Source organism: Clostridium sp. Marseille-P7770 (genome assembly GCF_902143525.1).
Classification (GTDB): Bacteria; Bacillota; Clostridia; order Lachnospirales; family Lachnospiraceae; genus Pilosibacter.
This window is the reverse complement of sequence record NZ_CABFVC010000002.1, coordinates 121,628-140,762: the sequence shown is the minus strand read 5'-3', so window position 1 is coordinate 140,762 and position 19,135 is coordinate 121,628. Positions and strand designations below refer to the sequence as shown.

Here is a 19,135-nt window from a genome sequence, read left to right as displayed (position 1 = left end):
ACCGGATCCGTTCCTTATTTTTTATAAATAACGGAAATGGTACCGGAGTTCGGGATCGTTACAGTTACGACCTTTGTCTTTGTGTTTACGGAAGCCGGTTTGATCAGCTGCCATCTGCCGGTCATGTTGTTGTAGAAGAGAATCTCTACATTGCCAAGACCATCCACCAGGTTCGGAACATACAGATCGATGGAAACATCGCCTGTCTTCTCAACCTTTGTTCCTGCCTGATACGTCATGATCGCATGAGTTCCGATCAGGGCATTGTAGCCTTTCAGATCAAGACCTGTACCAACATTTGCAAGATCTGCCTTGTTTCTGTTGATGGCATTGATCGTATCAACGATGCCGTTCGGAAGACCTGCCACTGCGTGAGTGTCACCCTTTACGAAGGCTACGCTTGTTGCGCCGTTTGATGCCTCTCCGCCGTAGTTCGGAGTTGTGGTATTTCCGTTTAACGTGATGCTGACTTCATCAGCATACGTTGCACTTACAGTCGCACGACCGCTGCCGCCGCTGCTTGTGCTGCCTGCGGCAAATGCCGTCGTAGCCTGAGAAAGTACCAGTGCAGCAACCATGGCTGCCATTACTGCTCTCTTTTTCATACCTATCACCATTCCTTTCAAAATATGGTATTATTTCTCAACCCTGTAGAACAGGTTAAGAATCATCTCCTGAGTCTTCTCAAGGTCCGGAATGTACTCATCGTACCAATCGGTCTCTCTTCCTTCGCCCGGAAGCATCTCAATATCCCCGTCGCCGAGTGTCTGGCTGCTCTTTAAGAATGCCATCCCCATTTCCAGAAGCTGGTCCTTTGTGAGGTTTGTCACCATATACGGGGCAAGTTCGTTCAGAAGGTCTGTAAAGTATCCTTCCTTCTGCTTTGCCGTCTGTTTTACGGCCTGTGAAAATTTTTCAATATAGATCTGCTGTCTCTCTAAACGGCTGATTGCGGTCTGTGCTTTTTCAATATCGCGGTAGCGGATATATTTCTCTGCCTGATCGCCCTTTAAGGTGATCGTTTCGCCAAGCTGAAAGGCAGGATCCCGATCGATCATTCCCGGATCATCGATCGTCACGGTGATTCCGCCGACCGAGTCGTTGATCATTCCGAGGGCTTTCATGCTGATTGCCGCATAGCCGTCGATCTGAAGTCCTCCGAGAAGCTCTGTCACCGCCCGGGTCATATAGTCGCAGCTTAACTCCCGACCGTCGCCGTAGGCGTAAGCAAGCGTCAGATGCTGCAAATCCTCTCCCAGGATATTTCCGGAGAGATCCGTCAGGATGATCTTTGTCATCGTATCCCGGGGGATCGAGAGAATCTTTATGGTGTCCCTTGCAGTATCCTCTGCGATGAGGAACACTCCGTCTGACTGTCCGCCTTCTCCTGCACGCTGTGGCTCGGAGAGATCGGTATCCCGGTCGATTCCCATTAAGAGGATTGCCTTGACGTAGGTGTTTCGTTTATATGTCGTTCCCTGATACTCGATCGTATCATGGGTCAGACCGAAATCGGAGAGTTCTTCCTCTGCAGATCGGTTCTCCTCCTGTAAGGTCAAAACCTTTGCATCTGTTTCAAGCTTCTCCTGATACAGCCTTTTCGTATTGATTCCGAAAAAGATTCCTCCGAGAATGAGAACGGCAGCAACGATCCATGTTAATTTCTGTCTCTTCTTTTTCTGCTGCATCCTGCTTTCCTTCCGTTAAGCTCCGCCTCCGGCTTCTGTTCCGGTTCCGTAAAAAGCTTTTGCTCCGGCTGTTCCGGTTCCGCCGTCATTGCCCTTTCCAGGGCGGCTGACGCTAAGGTTACCTCATCGTCTTCCCGCTCGGAACGGTTTTCATAATATTTATCGTATTTTTTGTAATATTTTCTGTAATACTTTTTATAGTAGCCGCTGCTGTTTCCGCCGTCGGTACGGTTTAATACAGTTCCCAAGATCCGACAGCCGCTCTTTTCCAACTGGTCCTTCACGCGCTGGGCGAGCCGGTAGCTGACATTTCCGCTCTCAACTACGAGAACGGCTCCGTCTGCCTCCTCCGCAATGATAGCAGCATCGATGAGGTTCATCATCGGCGGGGTATCGATCACAACATAATCGTAGCGCTCTCTTGCCCAGTCGATCATGGTTTTAAAGGTCGGATCCTCTAAAAGCTCTGCCGGGTTCGGGGAGTAGGGTCCTGCGAGGACCACATCCAGATGTTCTACATTTGTCGCATAGACGGTTTCTTCAAGGGCCTTCTGACCGCTTAAATATTGAGAAAGTCCGGAGGTATGACCGGTGATCTCGTGGGTCTTTACCATCATGGATTTCCGGATGTCCGCATCGATAAACAGAACCTTTTTCCGGATGCTCGCCATTGATGTTGCTACCGCAAACGCCGTTGAGCTTTTTCCCTCCGACGGTATCGTGCTTGTAAACATGATGACCCGGACACTGCTTCCGCAGAACTGGAGGTTCGTACGCAGTGTCTTGATCGCTTCCTGATAAAAGTAATCGGTATTTTCAATATTTTTTAACTCAATATATGCCATGTGCTTTTTCTCCTGTTCTCCCCTGCCTTACTTTTTCTCTGTATCCGGGATCACGGCAAGGACGGAAAGACCGAGATATTTCTCGACATCCTCTTCACTCTTGATCGTATCGTCAAGAACCGTCTTTAAGCAGATCAGACCACAGACAAGAACGGCAAGTCCAAGTCCGCCGACCGCTGCGTTTTTCTTAACACTCGGAGAACTCGGCTTCACCGCAACAATGCCATCCTCGATGACCTTCGGCGGAACCATTTCCATAATGTCTCCGATATAATTGGAAGCGGATTTTGTTACCTCATCAACGATCGCCTTTGCCCGCATCGGCTCGATGTCCTCAACAGTGATCGAAAGGATTCGTGTATCACTTGGGTTGTCGATCGTGATCATTTTTCCAAGCTCATCCGTCGTCAGATCGAGGTTCTGTTTGTCGATGACCTCCTGTAAGACCGGACGGCTCTTGATGATCACGCTGTAGTCCTTTGTAAGCTGGCTTCCGATCTGGAGATCGGCGAGGGAGGCAAGCGTTGTCTCCTTGGAGAGGACGTAAACCATCGAGGTCGACCGATAACGCGGCGCGATCAGCTTTTTCGTATAGACACCTGCCGCTCCGGCTCCTATGACCAGTGCGAGAAGAATTGCCCACCAGCGATGTCTCAGCGCATAAAACAGTTCTAAGAGGTCGATCTCGATCTCATCATCGTCTTCAAATTTCTTTTGCATAATTCCCCTTTTCCTTTTATCGTTTTAATGTCTTATCCTTCAGGATATACTTCTGGTTGATCCAGAAGATCTGTTTTCTTAACATTTCATTCTTTTTCCCAAGCTTTTTCCAGGCATCTAACATCCTTGGCGGCCGCTCCCCGGTATTGTGCATATCTGTTCCGATAAAGTGGATCCTGCCGTTCGTGATCTCTTCCCGGCACCACCTTGCGTCCTTATCAAAGATCCCGCCGAGGACGCTCCCGGCATTCATCTGAAGATATGCACCGAGACCGATCAGCTCTGCAGTCCTTCCTTTTTCTCTCAGGCAGTCATACCGCTCTATATGAGCAACGATCGGGAGATATCCCGCCGAGACAATCTCGCGTACTGCCCGTGAAAGCTTGATGAAATTGTCACCGGGACGAAATTCCACAAGAACATACCGGCTATCCGCCAATGTCAGGGCTTTTCCCTGATCCAGCCAGTCAGTCATTCCTTCAAAGTACAGGATCTCCTGTCCAAGATAAATTTTAAATCTGGGATCAATTCGTTGTGCCGCTTTCTTTGTCTGCTCGTATCGCTCGCGAAGTCCGGCAAAATCTGTATGATGGGAAAAATGTGGAGTGGCAATGATTTCTGTCACTCCCTGCTTCCATGATAATTTTAGGAGTTTTTCGGTCTCCGAAGGATTCTTCGAGCCATCGTCCACTCCCGGTAAAATATGAGCATGTATATCTATCATCTTTGTTGTCTCCGTATGGGTCTGTTTACCATCCTTACCGTTTTATGCCATATTTCGACATACGGAATCAGTGTAGCACTATTTCCCATAAAAAGCAATTACTATCTCTGTAATTGTGTTTTTTCTAAAACAGCAGAAATTATCAGACTGGGACACAATTAAGTCCAACAAATATACAAAAGCGGCAATTTCCTATCTGCTGTACTGTAAAAATGAGGATTGTCCGAAGGACATAGTAATTCCGTTTGAATACTAATAATGCCGTATATTTGTCTCTAAAGGGAAAATATGCGGCATTTCTTTATTATTCTTTATGTGCGTGATCGTACATCTTTTGAATATCCTCCGGCAGCTTATCCGGTATCATACTATGTACACGATCTTCGTTGCCGTCCTGCATGGCTTGTTCATAATACCAGCACTTAAATTTAATCAAATCCAACACACGACTTAAATGTTCAATTTCAACTTCCACTGTTTTCTTTTGCTTCTCAAACAGTTCTTTTCGTTGGGGATAAGTAACTGCTCCCTCCTCACACCAGTCCATAAACTGCTTAATATCCTTGATTTCCAGACCGGAGCGTTTCAGGCATTCAATTACACGTAATGCTTCAATCTCTTTCTCACTGAATTTACGGATGCCGGAAATTCTTTCCATTCCCGGAAAAAGCCCCTGCTTGTCATAATAGCGCAAAGTTGAAATCGGAAGTCCAAACATTTCCGAATCCTGTCCATGACTTTTTTGCTTGCCTGCCTGTTTTCAAGACGCTCTTTTTCTTCCGTAAACCACTTTGCTGCATCTTTGCTAAGTTCCAGATTTTCACCAAGCACGGCATGATCATACGTCATATTTGACACATCGTAACATTTTTTGTGAATAAACCGACTTTAACTACTCCGTGTCCTCCTCCAGCGTATACGGAGTAACCTGATATACGTAGTAGTTCAGCCAGTTCGTATACAGCGTGTTCGCCATATTTCTCCACATAAGCGGAGGAACGGAGAACGGGTCATCATGCTCATAGTAGTGGACTGGGAGTGCCGGATTTAAGCCTTTGTTGAGGTCGCGGTGATACTCGTTGTTTAAGGTCATACGGTCGTACTCCGGGTGGCCCTGGACGAAGATCTGGCTTCCGTCCTGGTTCATGACAAGGAAGACGCCTGCCTCATCGGATTTAGCGAGGATCCGGAGTTCCGGGTGCTTTAAAATATCCTCCTCCCACACTTCTGTATAGCGGGAATGCGGGCACTTAAAGTAATCGTCAAAGCTTCGGAGTAACGGAACACGCTTATCCAGCGCTTTCTGTGTATACACACCGGAAAGTTTTTCTTTCCGTAAGTGTTTCGGGATTCCGTAATGATAGTAAAGTCCGGCCTGAGCCCCCCAGCACAGATGCATGGTGGATGTCACATGGGTCTTGCTCCACTCCATGATCCGGGTCAGCTCTTCCCAGTAGTTGACCTCCTCAAACTCCATCAGCTCCACCGGTGCGCCGGTGATGATCATTCCGTCGAAATGTTTCTTCTTGATCTCCGGGAATGTCACATAAAACTTATTTAAGTGGCTGGCGGAGGTGTGGGTGGACTCATGAGTGGACATGGTCATGTAAGTGCACTCCACCTGCAGAGGTGTATTGGAAAGGGCTCTTAAAAGCTGTGTCTCTGTGTCCTCCTTCAACGGCATGAGATTTAAGATCAGGATCTCCAGCGGACGGATATCCTGGCTCTGGGCACGATCCTCATCCATGATAAATACGTTCTCACTCTCAAGGATCGCTCTTGCCGGCAATCCATTCTGTATTTTAATCGGCATTTTTTTCCTCTCCTATCATCTTCAGGAAATCCTCTTCGGAAAGGATCGGAATGCCAAGTTCTCTTGCCTTCTTATTCTTTGACGAATTGGATGTCACATCATTATTGATCAGATAACTGGTCTTCGCAGACACGGAGCCTGCGGCTTTTCCGCCGAGAGACTCGATCTTCTCCTGCAGTTCCTTGCGGTTCGCAAAATGCTCAACGGAGCCTGTGATCACGAAAGTCTTTCCGGCCAGCGTCTGTTCCTCATTTCTCACTTCATTTTCAAAAGTCAGATCCGCCAGCAGATGATCCAGTATCTCATTGTTCTTATCATTCTTAAAGTACTTCACCCACGCATCCGCGAGCACACCGCCGATCCCGTCGATGGAGCAAAGCTCCTCCGCGTCGGCCCCGCGCATGGCGTTCAGGTCAAAATCGAAATGACGGCAGATCACTTTCGCATTCGCAAGACCGATCCCAGCGATCCCGAGGCCAAAGATCAGCCGCGGCAGCGTCGTATGGGACGCAGTCTTCGCCGCCTGAATAAGATTCTCATAGGATTTCTCCCCGAATCCCTCCATCGTCACGATGGCATCGCGGTGACGGTCCAGATGGAAAATATCATCGAATTCATGGATGAATCCCGCTGCGATAAACTTCTCCAGCGTCATCTCGGAAAGTCCGTCGATATTCAACGCATCCCTGCTCACAAACAGGTCAAAACTCTTGATCTTTTTCGCCTGACACTCCGGATTTGTGCAGTAGAGGGACTTCACATCATTCACACTGCGGATCTCCGTCTCCCCGCCGCAGACCGGACAGATCTTCGGGATATCACGGACGCCGCTTCTTGTCAGGTTGTCCGCGATCTGTGGGATGATCATGTTCGCCTTGTAGACTGTGATCCGGTCCCCGGCCCCCAGCTCCAGTCCTTCCATGATGCTGATGTTATGGACACTGGCGCGGCTCACCGTCGTTCCCTCAAGCTCCACCGGTTCGAACACGGCGACCGGATTGATGAGTCCTGTTCTCGACGCACTCCACTCGATGTAGGAAAGCGTTGTCTCCTGGATCTCGTCCGCCCATTTGAAAGCGATGGAATCCCTCGGGAATTTCGCCGTCCGCCCAAGCGACTGTCCATAGGCGATATCATCATAAAGCAGTACAAGACCATCCGACGGGATATCGTAATGTTCGATCTTCTCCGCAAATCCGCGGACTGCGTCGGAGAGTGTCTCCGCCGTCACCTCCACGAACTCAACCGTCTCAAATCCCAGGCCGGAGAGCCACAAAAACTGCTCTTTTCTCGAATTTTTAAAGTCAACGCCATCCGCCCGCACCAGTGCAAACGCCATAAAACGGACGTTTCTGGATGCCGTGATCTCACTGTTCAGCTGGCGCACGGAACCGCTGCAGAGATTTCGCGGATTCTTGTACTTCGCATCCACATCTGCGATGGAATCGTTTAACTTTTCAAAATCCGAATAACTGATGACCGCTTCCCCGCGCAGGATCAGCTGACCCTTATACGGGATCGAGGTCGGAATATTGATAAACGTCCGGGCATTCGGCGTGATCACCTCGCCGATCTCGCCGTTTCCGCGTGTGACCGCCTTCGCAAGGACCCCGTCCTCATATGTCAGGACCACAGTCAGCCCGTCCATCTTCCAGGACAAAAGTCCTTTCTGTCCGCCGAGCCATTCCCGGAGCTCGTCAACGCTTTTCGTCTTATTCAGAGAAAGCATCGGCCGCTCATGGCGCTCTTTCGGAAGTTCACTTAAGACTTCATATCCGACTTTCTGGGTCGGACTTCCGGCAAACACCGTCCCTGTCTCCTGTTCCAGTTTCAGGAGTTCGTCGTAAAGCCTGTCATATTCGAAGTTGCTCATGATCTCGCGGCTCTCCTGATAATAGGCTTTCGATGCCTCAGAGAGAAGCGGGATCAGCTCCTTCATCCTCTTGATCTTGTCGTCCATATTTTATGCTCCTTGCGCTCCGGCGCACCCGGTTTCCAGCTTTCCGGGGATGCGGGGGCTTTCTTTTCCGGCTTCTTTTCGCTGTCCTCGCGGACATTTCTCCAGACCTTTCCGGTTCCGCTCTTCTTCTCGAACGGCTTTCTCTCACCATTTTTTACAAACGGTTTCCTGTCGTTCTTCTTTCCCTGATACCCGGAGCGGGCTGTTTTTCCGGCCGCTTTTGCCGGATCCGCCAGTTTTCCGATCTTCGCAGCTTCTCTCGCCGGAAGATTCGTCGAACCTTCCACCAGTTTCATCAGATCGCTCAGCTCTTTTTCCGTCAGCTCCCGGTACTCCCCGCGCTTTAATGTACCCAGCTGGATGTTCATGATACGCACGCGTTTCAGATTCATCACATGATAATCGAGCGCACGGCACATCCGGCGGATCTGTCGGTTTAATCCCTGCGTCAGAACGATATGGAACGTGTGGCTTCCGGTCTTCCAAGCACGGCATGGCTTTGTTGTCACGTCGAGATCCTCAATGCGGACGCCTTCGCACATCTGCTTTAAAAATTCTTCCGTCACCGGATGATCGACAGCCACCGCGTACTCTTTTTCATGTGCATTTCCGCCGCGCAGGATCTTGTTGACGATATCTCCCTGATTTGTCATCAGGAGAAGTCCCTCGGAATCCTTATCAAGACGTCCGACCGGATAGATCCTCTGGGGATAGTTTAAAAACTCGACGATATTTTCTGCATGATCCTTATCCGAAGTCGTGCAGACGATCCCACGGGGCTTATTTACGATCAGGAATACCGTTTTTTCCTTCTCTCCCACCGGCTTTCCGTCACAGACCACCTTCTGTCCCGGGCGGATCTGCATTCCCATCACAGCAACTTCACCATCCACCATGACTTTTCCATTCTCCACAAGCCGGTCTGCCTCTCTTCTCGAGCAGACGCCTGCATCACTCAGATATTTATTTAAACGAATCGTTCCTTCCAATCTCTTTCTCCCTTTTTGTATTCTCAACTGCAGCTTATTTGTTACAGTACACGGGCGCTCCATGAGCACGCACTGTAACGCTTATTTTCCTTATTGGACCCATTATATCGTTTCCGGAGTATGAATGCAAGAAAAAACGCCCATCAGGGTCAGGACATTTTCCCGATCTGACGGACGCATAAAAAAATGCATCTGATAGGAATCGAACCTACGCACGCGGCTCCGGAGGCCACTGCTCTATCCACTGAGCTACAGATGCATCTCTAATAGTATACAATAATTTTCTGATTCATGCAAGGGGATGAGAATTATTTTTTTGTATATTTTTTTACCCAATTCCATTTCCCGGCTGCCGCGCTTTTCATATTTTTAATGCTTTCTTGAAAACAGATAGTAGGACGGAGTACGGTTTGCGCAGTCCTCCGCAAGAACTTTCAGGCTGCAGTAAACAAAGCCATCTACGACTCTCGCTTTTCCATCCCTGCCCGGCTCCTCATATTTTCCTTCTTTATAGGACGGATCCAGAATGCACGCCTCATTGTCATCGGCCGATACAACGAGGATGTAATGTCCTCCATGAGTGAACACCCCGGTATACCCTTCCCGGTCTCCGCCGGAATTTGCGATGGCGAGTCCGCCTTTTGCCAGGTGCGCCTTCAGTTCATTCAGATCACTCGTTTCCCCATAATTCAGGTTAAACCTTTCCGCAACGACGGGGCCCAGGATCTTCAGGCTCGTTCCGATCTCACGGTTCGCGCCAACCTCATTGGATAATTTCAGGCAGTCTGTGAGTTCATAGGTTGACAGAGTCAGCGCATCCACCATCATGCACAGACAGCTCGGTCCGCAGCCTGCTGCAGCCACATTCCGCTTCTCCTCCGGCACTCCGCCGTGGTCTAAATTATGTTCATAGGGGATATCTCTGTGTTCTAACTGATTGATATATTTCATTGCAACTGCTCCTTCCGATTGCCGCATGTACCATGCTTTTGATTTTCCTATCGTACCACCATAACCTTAAAACAACAAGATATATTTTTATTTCCCGGCTGCTGTCCGAGCATTTTGCAGATGATCACCGATTTTCCCCATATTCCTGCGCGCCTCATTGATTTTTCTTCCCGATTCTGCTACAATGGCATGGAACTTTTTGATAAGGATACCAGACAGGAGATAGAGAAATGAATGTAACAGATTTTAACTTTGAACTGCCGCCGGAACTGATCGCGCAGGATCCGCTTGAGGACCGTTCTGCTTCCCGGCTGCTTGTATTAGATAAAAAGACCGGAGAAATGGAACACCGTCATTTCCGCGATATTCTGCATTACCTGAAAAAAGGCGACTGCCTTGTTATCAACGATACAAAAGTTATCCCGGCGCGTCTCATGGGACACAAGATCGGAACTGATGCCGGGATCGAAGTCCTGCTTTTAAAGAGAAAATCCGATAATGTCTGGGAAACGCTTGTAAAACCGGGAAAGAAGATGAAAGTCGGCGCGGAAGTTTCCTTCGGAGATGGTCTCTTAAAAGGCAAGGTCATCGATGTAGTAGATGAGGGAAACCGCCTGATCCAGTTTGAGTATGACGGGATCTTCGAGGAGATTCTCGATAAGCTCGGCCAGATGCCGCTGCCTCCGTACATCACTCACCAGTTAAAAGATAAGAACCGCTACCAGACGGTATATGCAAAGAATGAGGGCTCCGCAGCAGCTCCGACTGCCGGTCTTCATTTCACAAAAGAACTTTTACAGGAGATCGAAGACATGGGCGTAAAGATCGCTCATGTGACTCTTCATGTCGGTCTCGGAACTTTCCGCCCGGTAAAAGTGGATACGATCGAGGAGCATCATATGCATTCCGAGTTTTATATAGTCGAGGAATCTGAGGCAAAGAAGATCAACGACACGAAAGCAAACGGCGGACGTGTGATCTGCGTTGGAACCACAAGCTGCCGTACCCTGGAATCCGCAACCGGTGATGACGGGATCTTAAAGGCTGGAAGCGGCTGGACCGAGATCTTCATCTACCCGGGATACAAGTTTAAGATCCTGGACTGCCTGATCACAAACTTCCATCTTCCGGAGTCCACGCTTGTTATGCTCGTATCCGCTCTCGCAGGACGCGAACATATCCTGAATGCGTACCAGGAAGCAATCAAAGAACGGTATCGTTTCTTCAGTTTCGGAGATGCAATGTTTATTCATTGACCACTGATGTCAAAGATCCCCGTGTGACTTTCCGATCACACGGGGATCTTTTTTGGTTACAGCAACCTTTTTTCTCCTAAAATTTTCCTTCTTTCCTTCTGCAGGACACACGGACCTGTCGGGGCACATCCTTTTTCCAGAGAATCCAGAATAACGATCAATCCAGTGGAAATATCACAGTAAGCAGCATCTTGAAATCTTCTTTTGCAAACACTGCATGCGGTTTCTTCGCCGGCATAACGAGAACATCTCCGGCTTTGCAGATATGTTCCACACCGTCTACGGTGAACTGACCGACGCCTTCGATCACATGAACCATCGCATCGCCGGTAGAATCGTGCGTGCTGATCTCCTCACCTTTGGAGAACGCAAACAATGTCAAGCTGACTGCCTTATTCTGGGCGAGAGTCTTGCTGACGATCTGTCCCGGTGCTGCTGTGATCTGAGAAGCAAGGTTTAAAACTTTTTCATGGTCGATATTTTTGATAAAAGCCATTTTTCTTTTTCCTTTCCGTCCGGATCTTACCATGATCCGTCTCTTAACCTGTATCAGTCTTGCCGGATTCCAGGGGCAAAGATCTTTCTGTGGGCAGACTTGCATCAGAGTTCTGACTTTTGCCCCCTGGGATCATATTACTGCTATTCTACCACGATATCTTCCTTTTGTGTGTTGTAAATACAACATTTTTTCGTCCGCATGTCAATTTCAGGGGGCAATTCTTGTGAATCATCACGATTGATTTTCGAACTGGATTTCGATAGAATACACCTATCCTTTTATTTACGCGAACAACGAGCCAAAGTCCGCACTTACGCGAGACCTTGGCGACTGTCGCGATAACAAGTGAAAACTCGCAAAGCGTGTTTTCACTTGTTTTACATCCGTAACGGTCCAATCCTTTCCTTACAGAAATTTCCATCGGCAGCTTCTTCCCGATGTCTGACTGCCGACCTGTAAACTCCGGGACCAGCTTCATCCCCTGGATCCGTCCGGCTGGATCGTTACACACATTCTATTCTTACACGTCACAAATATCAAATCTATGAATCTGAAAACACATCAGGAGGTATTACAATGAACTACGAAGAATTCTGTGCTGCACTGCAGGAAGAGCTTTTTAACATGCTTGACACCGGCTATTCCATTCACCGGGAACACGTTCTGAAAAACAACGGGGTCGTCCTCGACTCCCTGGCTCTCTTAAAAGCAGGAAAACACTGCTCTCCCGTGATCTCCCTTGAGATGCTGTACGAACAGTTTGAAAAAGGACATTCTATGTCCGAGCTCTGCGATTACATGGTATCGATCACTGATACGGAGCTTCCGCTCTCCGTGGCGGGTCTCACTTCCCTGAACCATTTTGAAGATTTCCGGGACCGGATCACCTGTCGTCTCGTCTCCCAGGATAAAAACGAGGAACTTTTAAAGACGATTCCCTGGATCCCCTGCCTTGATCTCGCGGTCATCTTCTCCCTAGTCATAGAATCCGAAGGGGAAACTCAGATCAGCTCCGTCATCACAAACGTGGTGTCCGCGTCCTGGAATCTGACGCCGGAAGATCTTTTTTCGCTCGCAGCGGAAAATACTCCCCGAATCTATCCGGCAAGTTTCCGGCGCCTTGAGACAGTGATCGAGGAATACTTCCCCGGTTCCATCGATTTTGTTCCGGAAGACTGCCCGGTTCCGACGCTCTATGTCCTTACCAACAGCTCCGCTCACCACGGAGCCGCCTGCGTACTCTATCCGGACAAATTAAAAGACCTCGCGGATGCGTTTGAGAAAGATCTTCTCATCCTTCCCTCCAGCATCCACGAGGTCCTGATCATTGCTGATTCTGAAGCTTTTACGGAACGTGATTACCATGTCTTCTGCAATACGATCCGGAATGTCAACCGCGAGTCGATCCTGCCGGAAGACTTTCTCTCTGACCATCTGTACCGCTACCGCAGAGAAACCGACCGGATGGAGATCTACGCTGACAACTCCGAAGCTCTTTTGTAGATCCCGCCTGCCGCACGCCTCCCACAAGGCTTCCAACGAGCTCACCGCCTAATTTCTTCTCGCATGACTTCCTTCATGATAGAGATGTACGAGATTTACGACAGAATCTGTAATAAAGATCGCCAGGGCGATCGCTCCTGCGGTATGAAGTGTTGAGATCAGGTAATGCGTGGAAAGCGCCTGATCTCCCTGGATCAGATAATATACAGTCCGGTAAATCCCTGCTCCCGGAACTGTCGGAAGGATTCCCGCGATCAGGAAAACCGTCACCGGAGCTTTCTTGATCCTTGCAAGGATATGACTTAAAAATGCCATTGCAAGGATCGAAAAAAACGTTGCCTGAAGAGTGGAATGTGTCAGGTTATTGATCACCAAATACGCCCACCAGGCGAAACCGCCGGAAAATGCGGCATATGGTAAAAATCGCTTTGGAGTTTCCGTCAGGATCGAGAACATCGCGATCGCCCAGAACGCACTGAATACCTGTATGATCATAAAAGTCCTCCTTCCAGACTGCGTGCAGCGACAAGTCCTGCTCCGACTCCAAATGCTACCGCAAGTCCCACAACGATCGCCTCGAGGATCCGCGCAGAACCGGCAGCATAATCGCCGTTCAATGTATCACGAATCGCCGTCGTAAACGTCACCCCGGGGACAAGAGGCATAACAGCGCTGACAATGATCGTATCAGAATTCAGCCCCGGATAGGAATGACAGACCGTCATGGCTGAAAATGCCAGCACAAAGGCGCCAAAGGCATTAAAACAGAAATCGTTGAATTTCAGCGTCTTTCCGATCCAGGCCGCGACCGCAAGGCAGACACCGACTACGATCGTTGCCAGAAAATCTCCAAAGGATCCGCCGAACATGGGGGCGAAAAACGCCGAAACCCCAACGTACCCCAGTCCCTGTGTCAGCCAGTCATACTGGATCGTCCTCGGTGACTGGATCTCACGCAGCTGTCTCAGCGCCTCCTCCACGGTGATCTTTCCCTCACAGAAATGGCGCGACACATCATTCACCAGACAGATCCGGTTGATACTTGTACACCGGTCCGCGACACGTTTGACCCGGGTCAGCGGTTCCTTATTCGGATCGCTTAACGTGACAAAGATTCCTGTTCCATATACGATCGTCTCCGTCTGCTCATACTCGGAGCGTTTCAACATATGGTTCATAGTATCTTCCACTCTGTAGATCTCCGCGCCGCTGACAAGCATGAGCTCACCTGCCAGCACCACGGCCTCAAGCAAAGTTTTTTCGTTCATCTGTTACCCCTTTTACCCCTTCAGATTCTTGTTCCGATCCACGGTCAGTAATTTCACAGAGTCTGACATATCAGCGCAAACCTGACCGTGATTTGTTGCACTGTTCTCTTTTCACCCACTTATTCTTCTAATGACTGCTTCTTTTGAGTGTTCGTCAGAAGATGGGAGCTTCTCAATATTTTTGCTCTTTCAAAGATCACAGGCGGCTTCCGATCTGGAATACGACAAATGCCGCCATCCAGGCGAGTACAAGCTGGAATACGACCATCCCCAGGGTCCATTTCCAAGACTGTGTCTCACGTTTGATCGTGGCGATCGTGGCGATACACGGTGTATAGAGAAGGCAGAATACCATCAGTGCATACGCGTTGACAGCCGTGAATCCTGTTCCCCCAAGGATTCCGGAAAGTTCTGCCATTCCTGCTGCCGAGTTGATGTTTGTGATCCCGTAGAGTACGGACATACTTGAAACAACAACCTCCTTAGCGGAAATTCCTGAGATCAGCGCTACCGCGATCTGCCAGCTTCCGAGTCCGACCGGTTTTAATACTGGCACCAGGATCTGACCGAATTTTGCAGCAAAGCTGTCCGCAACGTTTGTGATGAATCCGGTCGGTCCCACATTCATGACGAACCATAAAATGATCGATGCGAGAAAGATCGTTGTTCCTGCCTTTGTCAGATAATCCTTTACTTTCTCCCAGACGTAGATCGCTACAGTTCTCAAGTTCGGGATCTTGTATTCCGGAAGCTCGATCAAAAGGGCATTTTCCGTCTTGCTGTCTGTCGTTTTATGTACGATCAGCGCAATGATGATCGCCATCGCAACTCCGACAAGGTACAGGGAATATGCCACTAACATCGCCGACTTCGGAAAAAACATATCAGCAAGGAGTACATAGATCGTCAGCCTTGCTGAACATGACATAAATGGCGTGATGAGGATCGTCTTTAAACGGTCTCTCTGGTTTTCCAACGCTCTTGTCGCCATGACTGCCGGAACCGTACAGCCAAATCCTAACAGCATCGGAAGGAACGCACGACCGGAAAGTCCGACCATTCCCATCGTCTCATTCATGACATATGCCACTCTCGCCATATATCCGCTGTCCTCAAGGAATGCAAGTGCGAGAAAAAGAATAAAAATATTCGGCAGAAATGTCAGGATTCCTCCTACTCCAGCAAGTGCACCATCAACAACAAGGGAGATCACCCAGTCGGAGGCACCCGCAGCCTGCAGCCCTGAAAGTACACTCGACGATAAAAGTTCCAGTCCCTGTTCAAAGTAACCTTTCAGGAAATCTCCGACGGTAAACGTCAGGAAAAATACAAGTGCCATGATCCCGAAAAATACCGGAATTCCGAGAACCGGATGCGTCAAAAGACGATCCACCCGATCCGTCATCTGTGATTTTTCTTCTTTGTTAAAGAGACATTCGTTGACAACCGATTCCACATAGTCATACTTTTCATTGATGATCTCTTTTTCCAGAGTTTCCGGAACGATACTCTCAAATTCGATCGGATGGTCCTTCATGACCTCCTTATCGTACTCGAGCATCTTGATCGCATGCCAGCGAAGGTTCGTCAGGTCCGGATATTTTTCACGGAGAAGATCCTCCACTCTCTGGATCCGGTCTTCGATCGTCCTGTCATAGTGAACGATCACCCCCTGCGGTCCTTCCTCATAATGATGTACCACTGCATGCATCAGAACATCGAGTCCTGTCCTCTTTCTCGCTGATACCGGAACGACCGGGATCGAGCCCAGCATCTCCGGGAGACGGTGAAGATCGATCTCCATTCCGCGCTCTTCGATGATATCCATCATGTTGAGTGCCAGAATTACTGGTTTCTTTAATTCCAGAAGCTGCAGCGTCAGATACAGATTTCGTTCCAGTGAGGACGCGTCAACGACGTTGATGATCACATCCACATCGTCCTCCTCGATACAGCGCCTTGTGACGAGTTCTTCCATTGTATAGGAAGTCAGGCTGTAGATACCCGGCGTATCGATCACATGGATCTTTCTGCCCTTATAGCTCGTCTCTCCTTCCACCCGCTCTACCGTAACGCCGGGCCAGTTTGCCACTTTTAATTTTGCACCGGTAAATGCATTGAACAAGGTTGTTTTTCCGCAGTTCGGGTTTCCCACAAAACAGACATTGATCGGTCTTTCTGTCCCACTCATGATGCCGCCTCCTCTTTAACTTCGATCCCGCCTGTGATCCGCCTTCCAAGCGCCAGACGGGTTCCGCGGACTTTGATGATCATCGTTCCGCTGTTTTTCTTGTTCATCACAAGAAGAGGAGTATTCTCATTTACACCCAGCGCTTCCAGACGCCGGTTGATCGCATCTTCCACATGAACCGATTCGACCAGGTACGTTGTGCCAATCTTTCCTTCATAAAGTTTCATCCTGTGTCCATCCTTCATTATCATAGTCGATAGCAGTCTTCCTGTCATCTGGAAATATTGTATTCTTATTGAGAATAATTGTCAATAATCGTATTCCGGTACATTCGTCCGCCCGGTGCGGGCAAAGGCATGTGTGCACATATCAAAAAGACTGAGAGCTTCTGTCTCCCAGTCCTTTTTCCTTTTTTATAGCAGTCACATACCTTCGTCTGTAAAATCCTTCCACGGCATTTCCCCGGAATACAAAAATATTGCTTCTTCCTGCTGCGCGTTCTAATGATCCTCCAGTTCCAGCAGCATCTGTTTCACTTCCTTCATCCGGTCACGCAGCTTAGCTGCTTCCTCAAAGTTCAGTTCCGCTGCCGCCTGGCGCATCTTCTTTGTAAGTTCCTTTACAAGTTTCTCCAGTTCCCTTGCATCCATAGACTCCGGATCTTTCTTAAATTCTTCCTCACTCGTGCTGGCTGCCTTTGAGATCGCGATCAGATCACGGACTGCTTTTTTGATCGTCTGCGGTGTGATTCCGTGCTCCTCATTGTACTTCTGCTGGATCTCCCGGCGGCGATTCGTCTCGTCGATGGCGGCCCGCATGGAATCTGTGATCGTATCTGCATACATGATGACATGACCTTCCGCGTTTCTGGCCGCACGCCCGATCGTCTGGATCAGGGATGTCTCTGAACGAAGAAATCCTTCTTTATCCGCATCCAGGATCGCAACAAGCGTGATCTCCGGGATATCGAGTCCCTCTCTGAGAAGGTTAATTCCGACAAGGACATCAAAGACGTCCAGACGCATATCCCGGATGATCTCCGCACGCTCCAGCGTATCAATATCCGAGTGCAGATATTTTACACGAATTCCGGCTTCCCTGATATAATCCGTCAGGTCCTCCGCCATACGCTTTGTGAGCGTCGTGATGAGAACTTTATTGTGCTTTTCCACTTCTTTATTGATCTCGCCCACCAGATCATCGATCTGTCCTTCCACCGGACGGACAGAGATTTCCGGGTCCAGAAGCCCTGTCGGGCGGATGATCTGCTCCGCACGCAGGAGTTCATGTTCCGCCTCATAAGTGGACGGCGTCGCCGACACGAACATCATCTGGTTGATATGTGTCTCAAACTCCTCAAAATTCAGCGGACGGTTATCAAGTGCGGACGGCAGACGGAAGCCATAATCCACCAGTGTCTTTTTTCGCGATCGGTCACCAAAATACATGCCGCGGACCTGCGGAAGCGTAATATGGGACTCGTCCACAATGATCAGAAAATCATCCGGAAAATAGTCGAGCAGCGTACACGGTGGCTGCCCCGGTGCGGAACCCACGAGATGGCGGGAATAGTTCTCGATCCCGGAGCAGAATCCGGTCTCCCTCATCATCTCCACGTCAAAGTTTGTCCGCTCAGCGATCCTCTGTGCCTCCAGAAGCTTATCCTCACTTTTAAAGAAGGTTACCTGCTCCTTCATCTCTGCAAGAATATTCTCAGTCGCACGCATCATCTTTTCCTTCGGAACGACATAGTGGGATGCCGGGAAGATCGCCACATGTTCCAACTGTGCCTTCACCTCTCCGGTCAGCGCCTCGATCTCTATGATCCGGTCCACCTCGTCCCCGAAGAACTCGATCCTGTACGCCTCACTTCCGGAGTATGCCGGAAATACTTCCAGCACATCTCCTCGCACACGGAAACTTCCTCGTTTAAAATCCATCTCATTTCTTGTATACTGGATATCGATCAGTTTGTGGATCACTTCATCTCTGTCTTTTTCCATTCCAGGGCGCAGCGAGATCACCATGTTCTTATAATCGATCGGGCTTCCCAGACCATAGATACACGATACTGAAGCTACAATGATCACATCATTCCGCTCAGAAAGGGCCGCTGTCGCAGAATGGCGCAGCTTATCGATCTCATCGTTGATCGCGGAGTCCTTTTCAATATAAGTATCCGTCGACGGCACATAAGCCTCCGGCTGATAGTAGTCGTAATAGGAGACAAAGTATTCCACCGCATTATTTGGGAAAAACTCCTTCATCTCCGAATAAAGCTGTGCTGCCAGCGTCTTATTGTGCGCGATCACAAGTGTTGGTTTATTCAACTGCTGGATCACGTTCGCCATCGTAAATGTTTTACCGGATCCAGTCACACCGAGCAGTGTCTCAAACTGATTGCCTTCCCTGAAGCCTTTTACCAGCTGTTCGATTGCCTGCGGCTGGTCACCGGTCGGCTGATATTCTGATACAAGTTCAAAATGATCCATGGTTTCCTCCTGATTCAGTCTATTTCATCTCTTTTAGTTTCATGCTTCTTTCATATTATTCCGGTCTCGCATCCTGGAATTGAAAATATATTTAACTGCTTTCAAGTATACCATGTCTATATAGAAATGTACAGCTATTTCGAACTTATGTTCTATCCCTCATTTGTTCCCGCTATCCCACGCCCCGCACGTATATTGCACGTAAAAAGGCGGCGTCCCCATTCTCCTTCTATCGG

General features: G+C 49.0%; 18 protein-coding genes and 1 tRNA gene. 2 read left to right on the top strand and 17 right to left on the bottom strand.

Annotated elements, in window-relative coordinates:
* Positions 1-14 precede the first annotated feature (14 nt).
* The 11 genes from FN001_RS04410 to FN001_RS04360 all read right to left on the bottom strand — a co-directional run bounded on the left by FN001_RS04410 (position 15) and on the right by FN001_RS04360 (position 9,690).
* Positions 15-605 (bottom strand): hypothetical protein, encoded by a 591-nt coding sequence (locus FN001_RS04410; protein ID WP_142410950.1) that lies wholly within the window; start codon positions 603-605, stop codon positions 15-17.
* A gap of 30 nt (positions 606-635) precedes the next feature.
* A complete protein-coding gene (locus tag FN001_RS04405) occupies positions 636-1,688 on the bottom strand; it encodes an LCP family protein (protein WP_142410949.1) in 1,053 nt (350 codons plus the stop codon).
* Positions 1,658-2,533, bottom strand: a complete 876-nt coding sequence (locus tag FN001_RS04400) for a CpsD/CapB family tyrosine-protein kinase (RefSeq protein ID WP_142410948.1) — start codon at positions 2,531-2,533, stop codon at positions 1,658-1,660. The genes FN001_RS04405 and FN001_RS04400 overlap by 31 nt, the downstream gene beginning before the upstream one ends.
* A 27-nt stretch (positions 2,534-2,560) precedes the next feature.
* Positions 2,561-3,253 (bottom strand): YveK family protein, encoded by a 693-nt coding sequence (locus FN001_RS04395; protein ID WP_142410947.1) that lies wholly within the window; start codon positions 3,251-3,253, stop codon positions 2,561-2,563.
* 16 nt (positions 3,254-3,269) lie between these two features.
* On the bottom strand, positions 3,270-3,977 hold the full coding sequence (locus FN001_RS04390) for a CpsB/CapC family capsule biosynthesis tyrosine phosphatase (protein WP_142410946.1): 708 nt from the start codon (positions 3,975-3,977) through the stop codon (positions 3,270-3,272).
* 304 nt (positions 3,978-4,281) lie between these two features.
* Complete coding sequence (locus FN001_RS04385) at positions 4,282-4,695, bottom strand: MerR family transcriptional regulator (protein WP_142410945.1); 414 nt, start codon at positions 4,693-4,695, stop codon at positions 4,282-4,284.
* 174 nt (positions 4,696-4,869) lie between these two features.
* Positions 4,870-5,790, bottom strand: coding sequence for a homoserine O-acetyltransferase MetA (metA, locus tag FN001_RS04380; protein ID WP_118604892.1), 921 nt, complete (start codon positions 5,788-5,790; stop codon positions 4,870-4,872).
* On the bottom strand, positions 5,780-7,750 hold the full coding sequence (gene ligA / locus FN001_RS04375; protein WP_142410944.1) for an NAD-dependent DNA ligase LigA: 1,971 nt from the start codon (positions 7,748-7,750) through the stop codon (positions 5,780-5,782). The genes metA and ligA overlap by 11 nt, the downstream gene beginning before the upstream one ends.
* The gene (locus FN001_RS04370; RefSeq protein ID WP_486463477.1) at positions 7,726-8,739 is read right to left on the bottom strand and encodes a pseudouridine synthase; all 1,014 of its coding nucleotides are present in this window, start codon (positions 8,737-8,739) and stop codon (positions 7,726-7,728) included. Before FN001_RS04370 ends, ligA begins: the two co-directional genes overlap by 25 nt.
* 187 nt (positions 8,740-8,926) lie before the next feature.
* Positions 8,927-8,998 (bottom strand) — tRNA-Arg (locus tag FN001_RS04365).
* A gap of 110 nt (positions 8,999-9,108) precedes the next feature.
* Positions 9,109-9,690, bottom strand: coding sequence for a cysteine peptidase family C39 domain-containing protein (locus FN001_RS04360; protein ID WP_118321540.1), 582 nt, complete (start codon positions 9,688-9,690; stop codon positions 9,109-9,111).
* Between the two features lie 230 nt (positions 9,691-9,920).
* Between FN001_RS04360 and queA the strand changes: the two genes are divergently transcribed.
* Positions 9,921-10,946 (top strand): tRNA preQ1(34) S-adenosylmethionine ribosyltransferase-isomerase QueA, encoded by a 1,026-nt coding sequence (gene queA / locus FN001_RS04355; RefSeq protein ID WP_142410942.1) that lies wholly within the window; start codon positions 9,921-9,923, stop codon positions 10,944-10,946.
* A gap of 157 nt (positions 10,947-11,103) precedes the next feature.
* On the opposite strand, the gene FN001_RS04350 is transcribed toward queA, so the two are convergent.
* Entirely contained in the window at positions 11,104-11,442 is a 339-nt protein-coding gene (locus FN001_RS04350; RefSeq protein ID WP_118298595.1) for a cupin domain-containing protein, read from the bottom strand.
* A 579-nt stretch (positions 11,443-12,021) separates the two neighbouring features.
* Here FN001_RS04350 and FN001_RS04345 point away from each other — a divergent pair.
* A complete protein-coding gene (locus FN001_RS04345) occupies positions 12,022-12,948 on the top strand; it encodes a DUF5688 family protein (protein ID WP_142410941.1) in 927 nt (308 codons plus the stop codon).
* Between the two features lie 48 nt (positions 12,949-12,996).
* Here FN001_RS04345 and FN001_RS04340 read toward each other — a convergent pair whose 3' ends face one another.
* From FN001_RS04340 to uvrB, 5 genes are all read right to left on the bottom strand, one after another.
* Complete coding sequence (locus FN001_RS04340) at positions 12,997-13,443, bottom strand: threonine/serine exporter family protein (RefSeq protein WP_118298788.1); 447 nt, start codon at positions 13,441-13,443, stop codon at positions 12,997-12,999.
* Positions 13,440-14,216 carry a threonine/serine exporter family protein gene (locus tag FN001_RS04335; protein WP_142410940.1) on the bottom strand — a complete coding sequence of 259 codons (777 nt, stop codon included), beginning with the start codon at positions 14,214-14,216 and terminating at the stop codon, positions 13,440-13,442. The genes FN001_RS04340 and FN001_RS04335 overlap by 4 nt, the downstream gene beginning before the upstream one ends.
* Before the next feature lie 196 nt (positions 14,217-14,412).
* Positions 14,413-16,407 carry a ferrous iron transport protein B gene (gene feoB, locus FN001_RS04330; RefSeq protein ID WP_118529364.1) on the bottom strand — a complete coding sequence of 665 codons (1,995 nt, stop codon included), beginning with the start codon at positions 16,405-16,407 and terminating at the stop codon, positions 14,413-14,415.
* Positions 16,404-16,634 carry a FeoA family protein gene (locus tag FN001_RS04325; protein ID WP_118298846.1) on the bottom strand — a complete coding sequence of 77 codons (231 nt, stop codon included), beginning with the start codon at positions 16,632-16,634 and terminating at the stop codon, positions 16,404-16,406. The genes feoB and FN001_RS04325 overlap by 4 nt, the downstream gene beginning before the upstream one ends.
* 273 nt (positions 16,635-16,907) lie before the next feature.
* Entirely contained in the window at positions 16,908-18,899 is a 1,992-nt protein-coding gene (gene uvrB, locus FN001_RS04320) for an excinuclease ABC subunit UvrB (protein ID WP_142410939.1), read from the bottom strand.
* Positions 18,900-19,135: the final 236 nt, after the last annotated feature.

Coding starts and splice junctions, on each gene's coding strand:
- FN001_RS04410 (WP_142410950.1), bottom strand. CDS start 605: ATGAAAAAGAGAGCAGTAATGGCAGCCATGGTTGCTGCACTGGTACTT.
- FN001_RS04405 (WP_142410949.1), bottom strand. CDS start 1,688: ATGCAGCAGAAAAAGAAGAGACAGAAATTAACATGGATCGTTGCTGCC.
- FN001_RS04400 (WP_142410948.1), bottom strand. CDS start 2,533: ATGGCATATATTGAGTTAAAAAATATTGAAAATACCGATTACTTTTAT.
- FN001_RS04395 (WP_142410947.1), bottom strand. CDS start 3,253: ATGCAAAAGAAATTTGAAGACGATGATGAGATCGAGATCGACCTCTTA.
- FN001_RS04390 (WP_142410946.1), bottom strand. CDS start 3,977: ATGATAGATATACATGCTCATATTTTACCGGGAGTGGACGATGGCTCG.
- FN001_RS04385 (WP_142410945.1), bottom strand. CDS start 4,695: ATGTTTGGACTTCCGATTTCAACTTTGCGCTATTATGACAAGCAGGGG.
- metA (WP_118604892.1), bottom strand. CDS start 5,790: ATGCCGATTAAAATACAGAATGGATTGCCGGCAAGAGCGATCCTTGAG.
- ligA (WP_142410944.1), bottom strand. CDS start 7,750: ATGGACGACAAGATCAAGAGGATGAAGGAGCTGATCCCGCTTCTCTCT.
- FN001_RS04360 (WP_118321540.1), bottom strand. CDS start 9,690: ATGAAATATATCAATCAGTTAGAACACAGAGATATCCCCTATGAACAT.
- queA (WP_142410942.1), top strand. CDS start 9,921: ATGAATGTAACAGATTTTAACTTTGAACTGCCGCCGGAACTGATCGCG.
- FN001_RS04350 (WP_118298595.1), bottom strand. CDS start 11,442: ATGGCTTTTATCAAAAATATCGACCATGAAAAAGTTTTAAACCTTGCT.
- FN001_RS04345 (WP_142410941.1), top strand. CDS start 12,022: ATGAACTACGAAGAATTCTGTGCTGCACTGCAGGAAGAGCTTTTTAAC.
- FN001_RS04340 (WP_118298788.1), bottom strand. CDS start 13,443: ATGATCATACAGGTATTCAGTGCGTTCTGGGCGATCGCGATGTTCTCG.
- FN001_RS04335 (WP_142410940.1), bottom strand. CDS start 14,216: ATGAACGAAAAAACTTTGCTTGAGGCCGTGGTGCTGGCAGGTGAGCTC.
- feoB (WP_118529364.1), bottom strand. CDS start 16,407: ATGAGTGGGACAGAAAGACCGATCAATGTCTGTTTTGTGGGAAACCCG.
- FN001_RS04325 (WP_118298846.1), bottom strand. CDS start 16,634: ATGAAACTTTATGAAGGAAAGATTGGCACAACGTACCTGGTCGAATCG.
- uvrB (WP_142410939.1), bottom strand. CDS start 18,899: ATGGATCATTTTGAACTTGTATCAGAATATCAGCCGACCGGTGACCAG.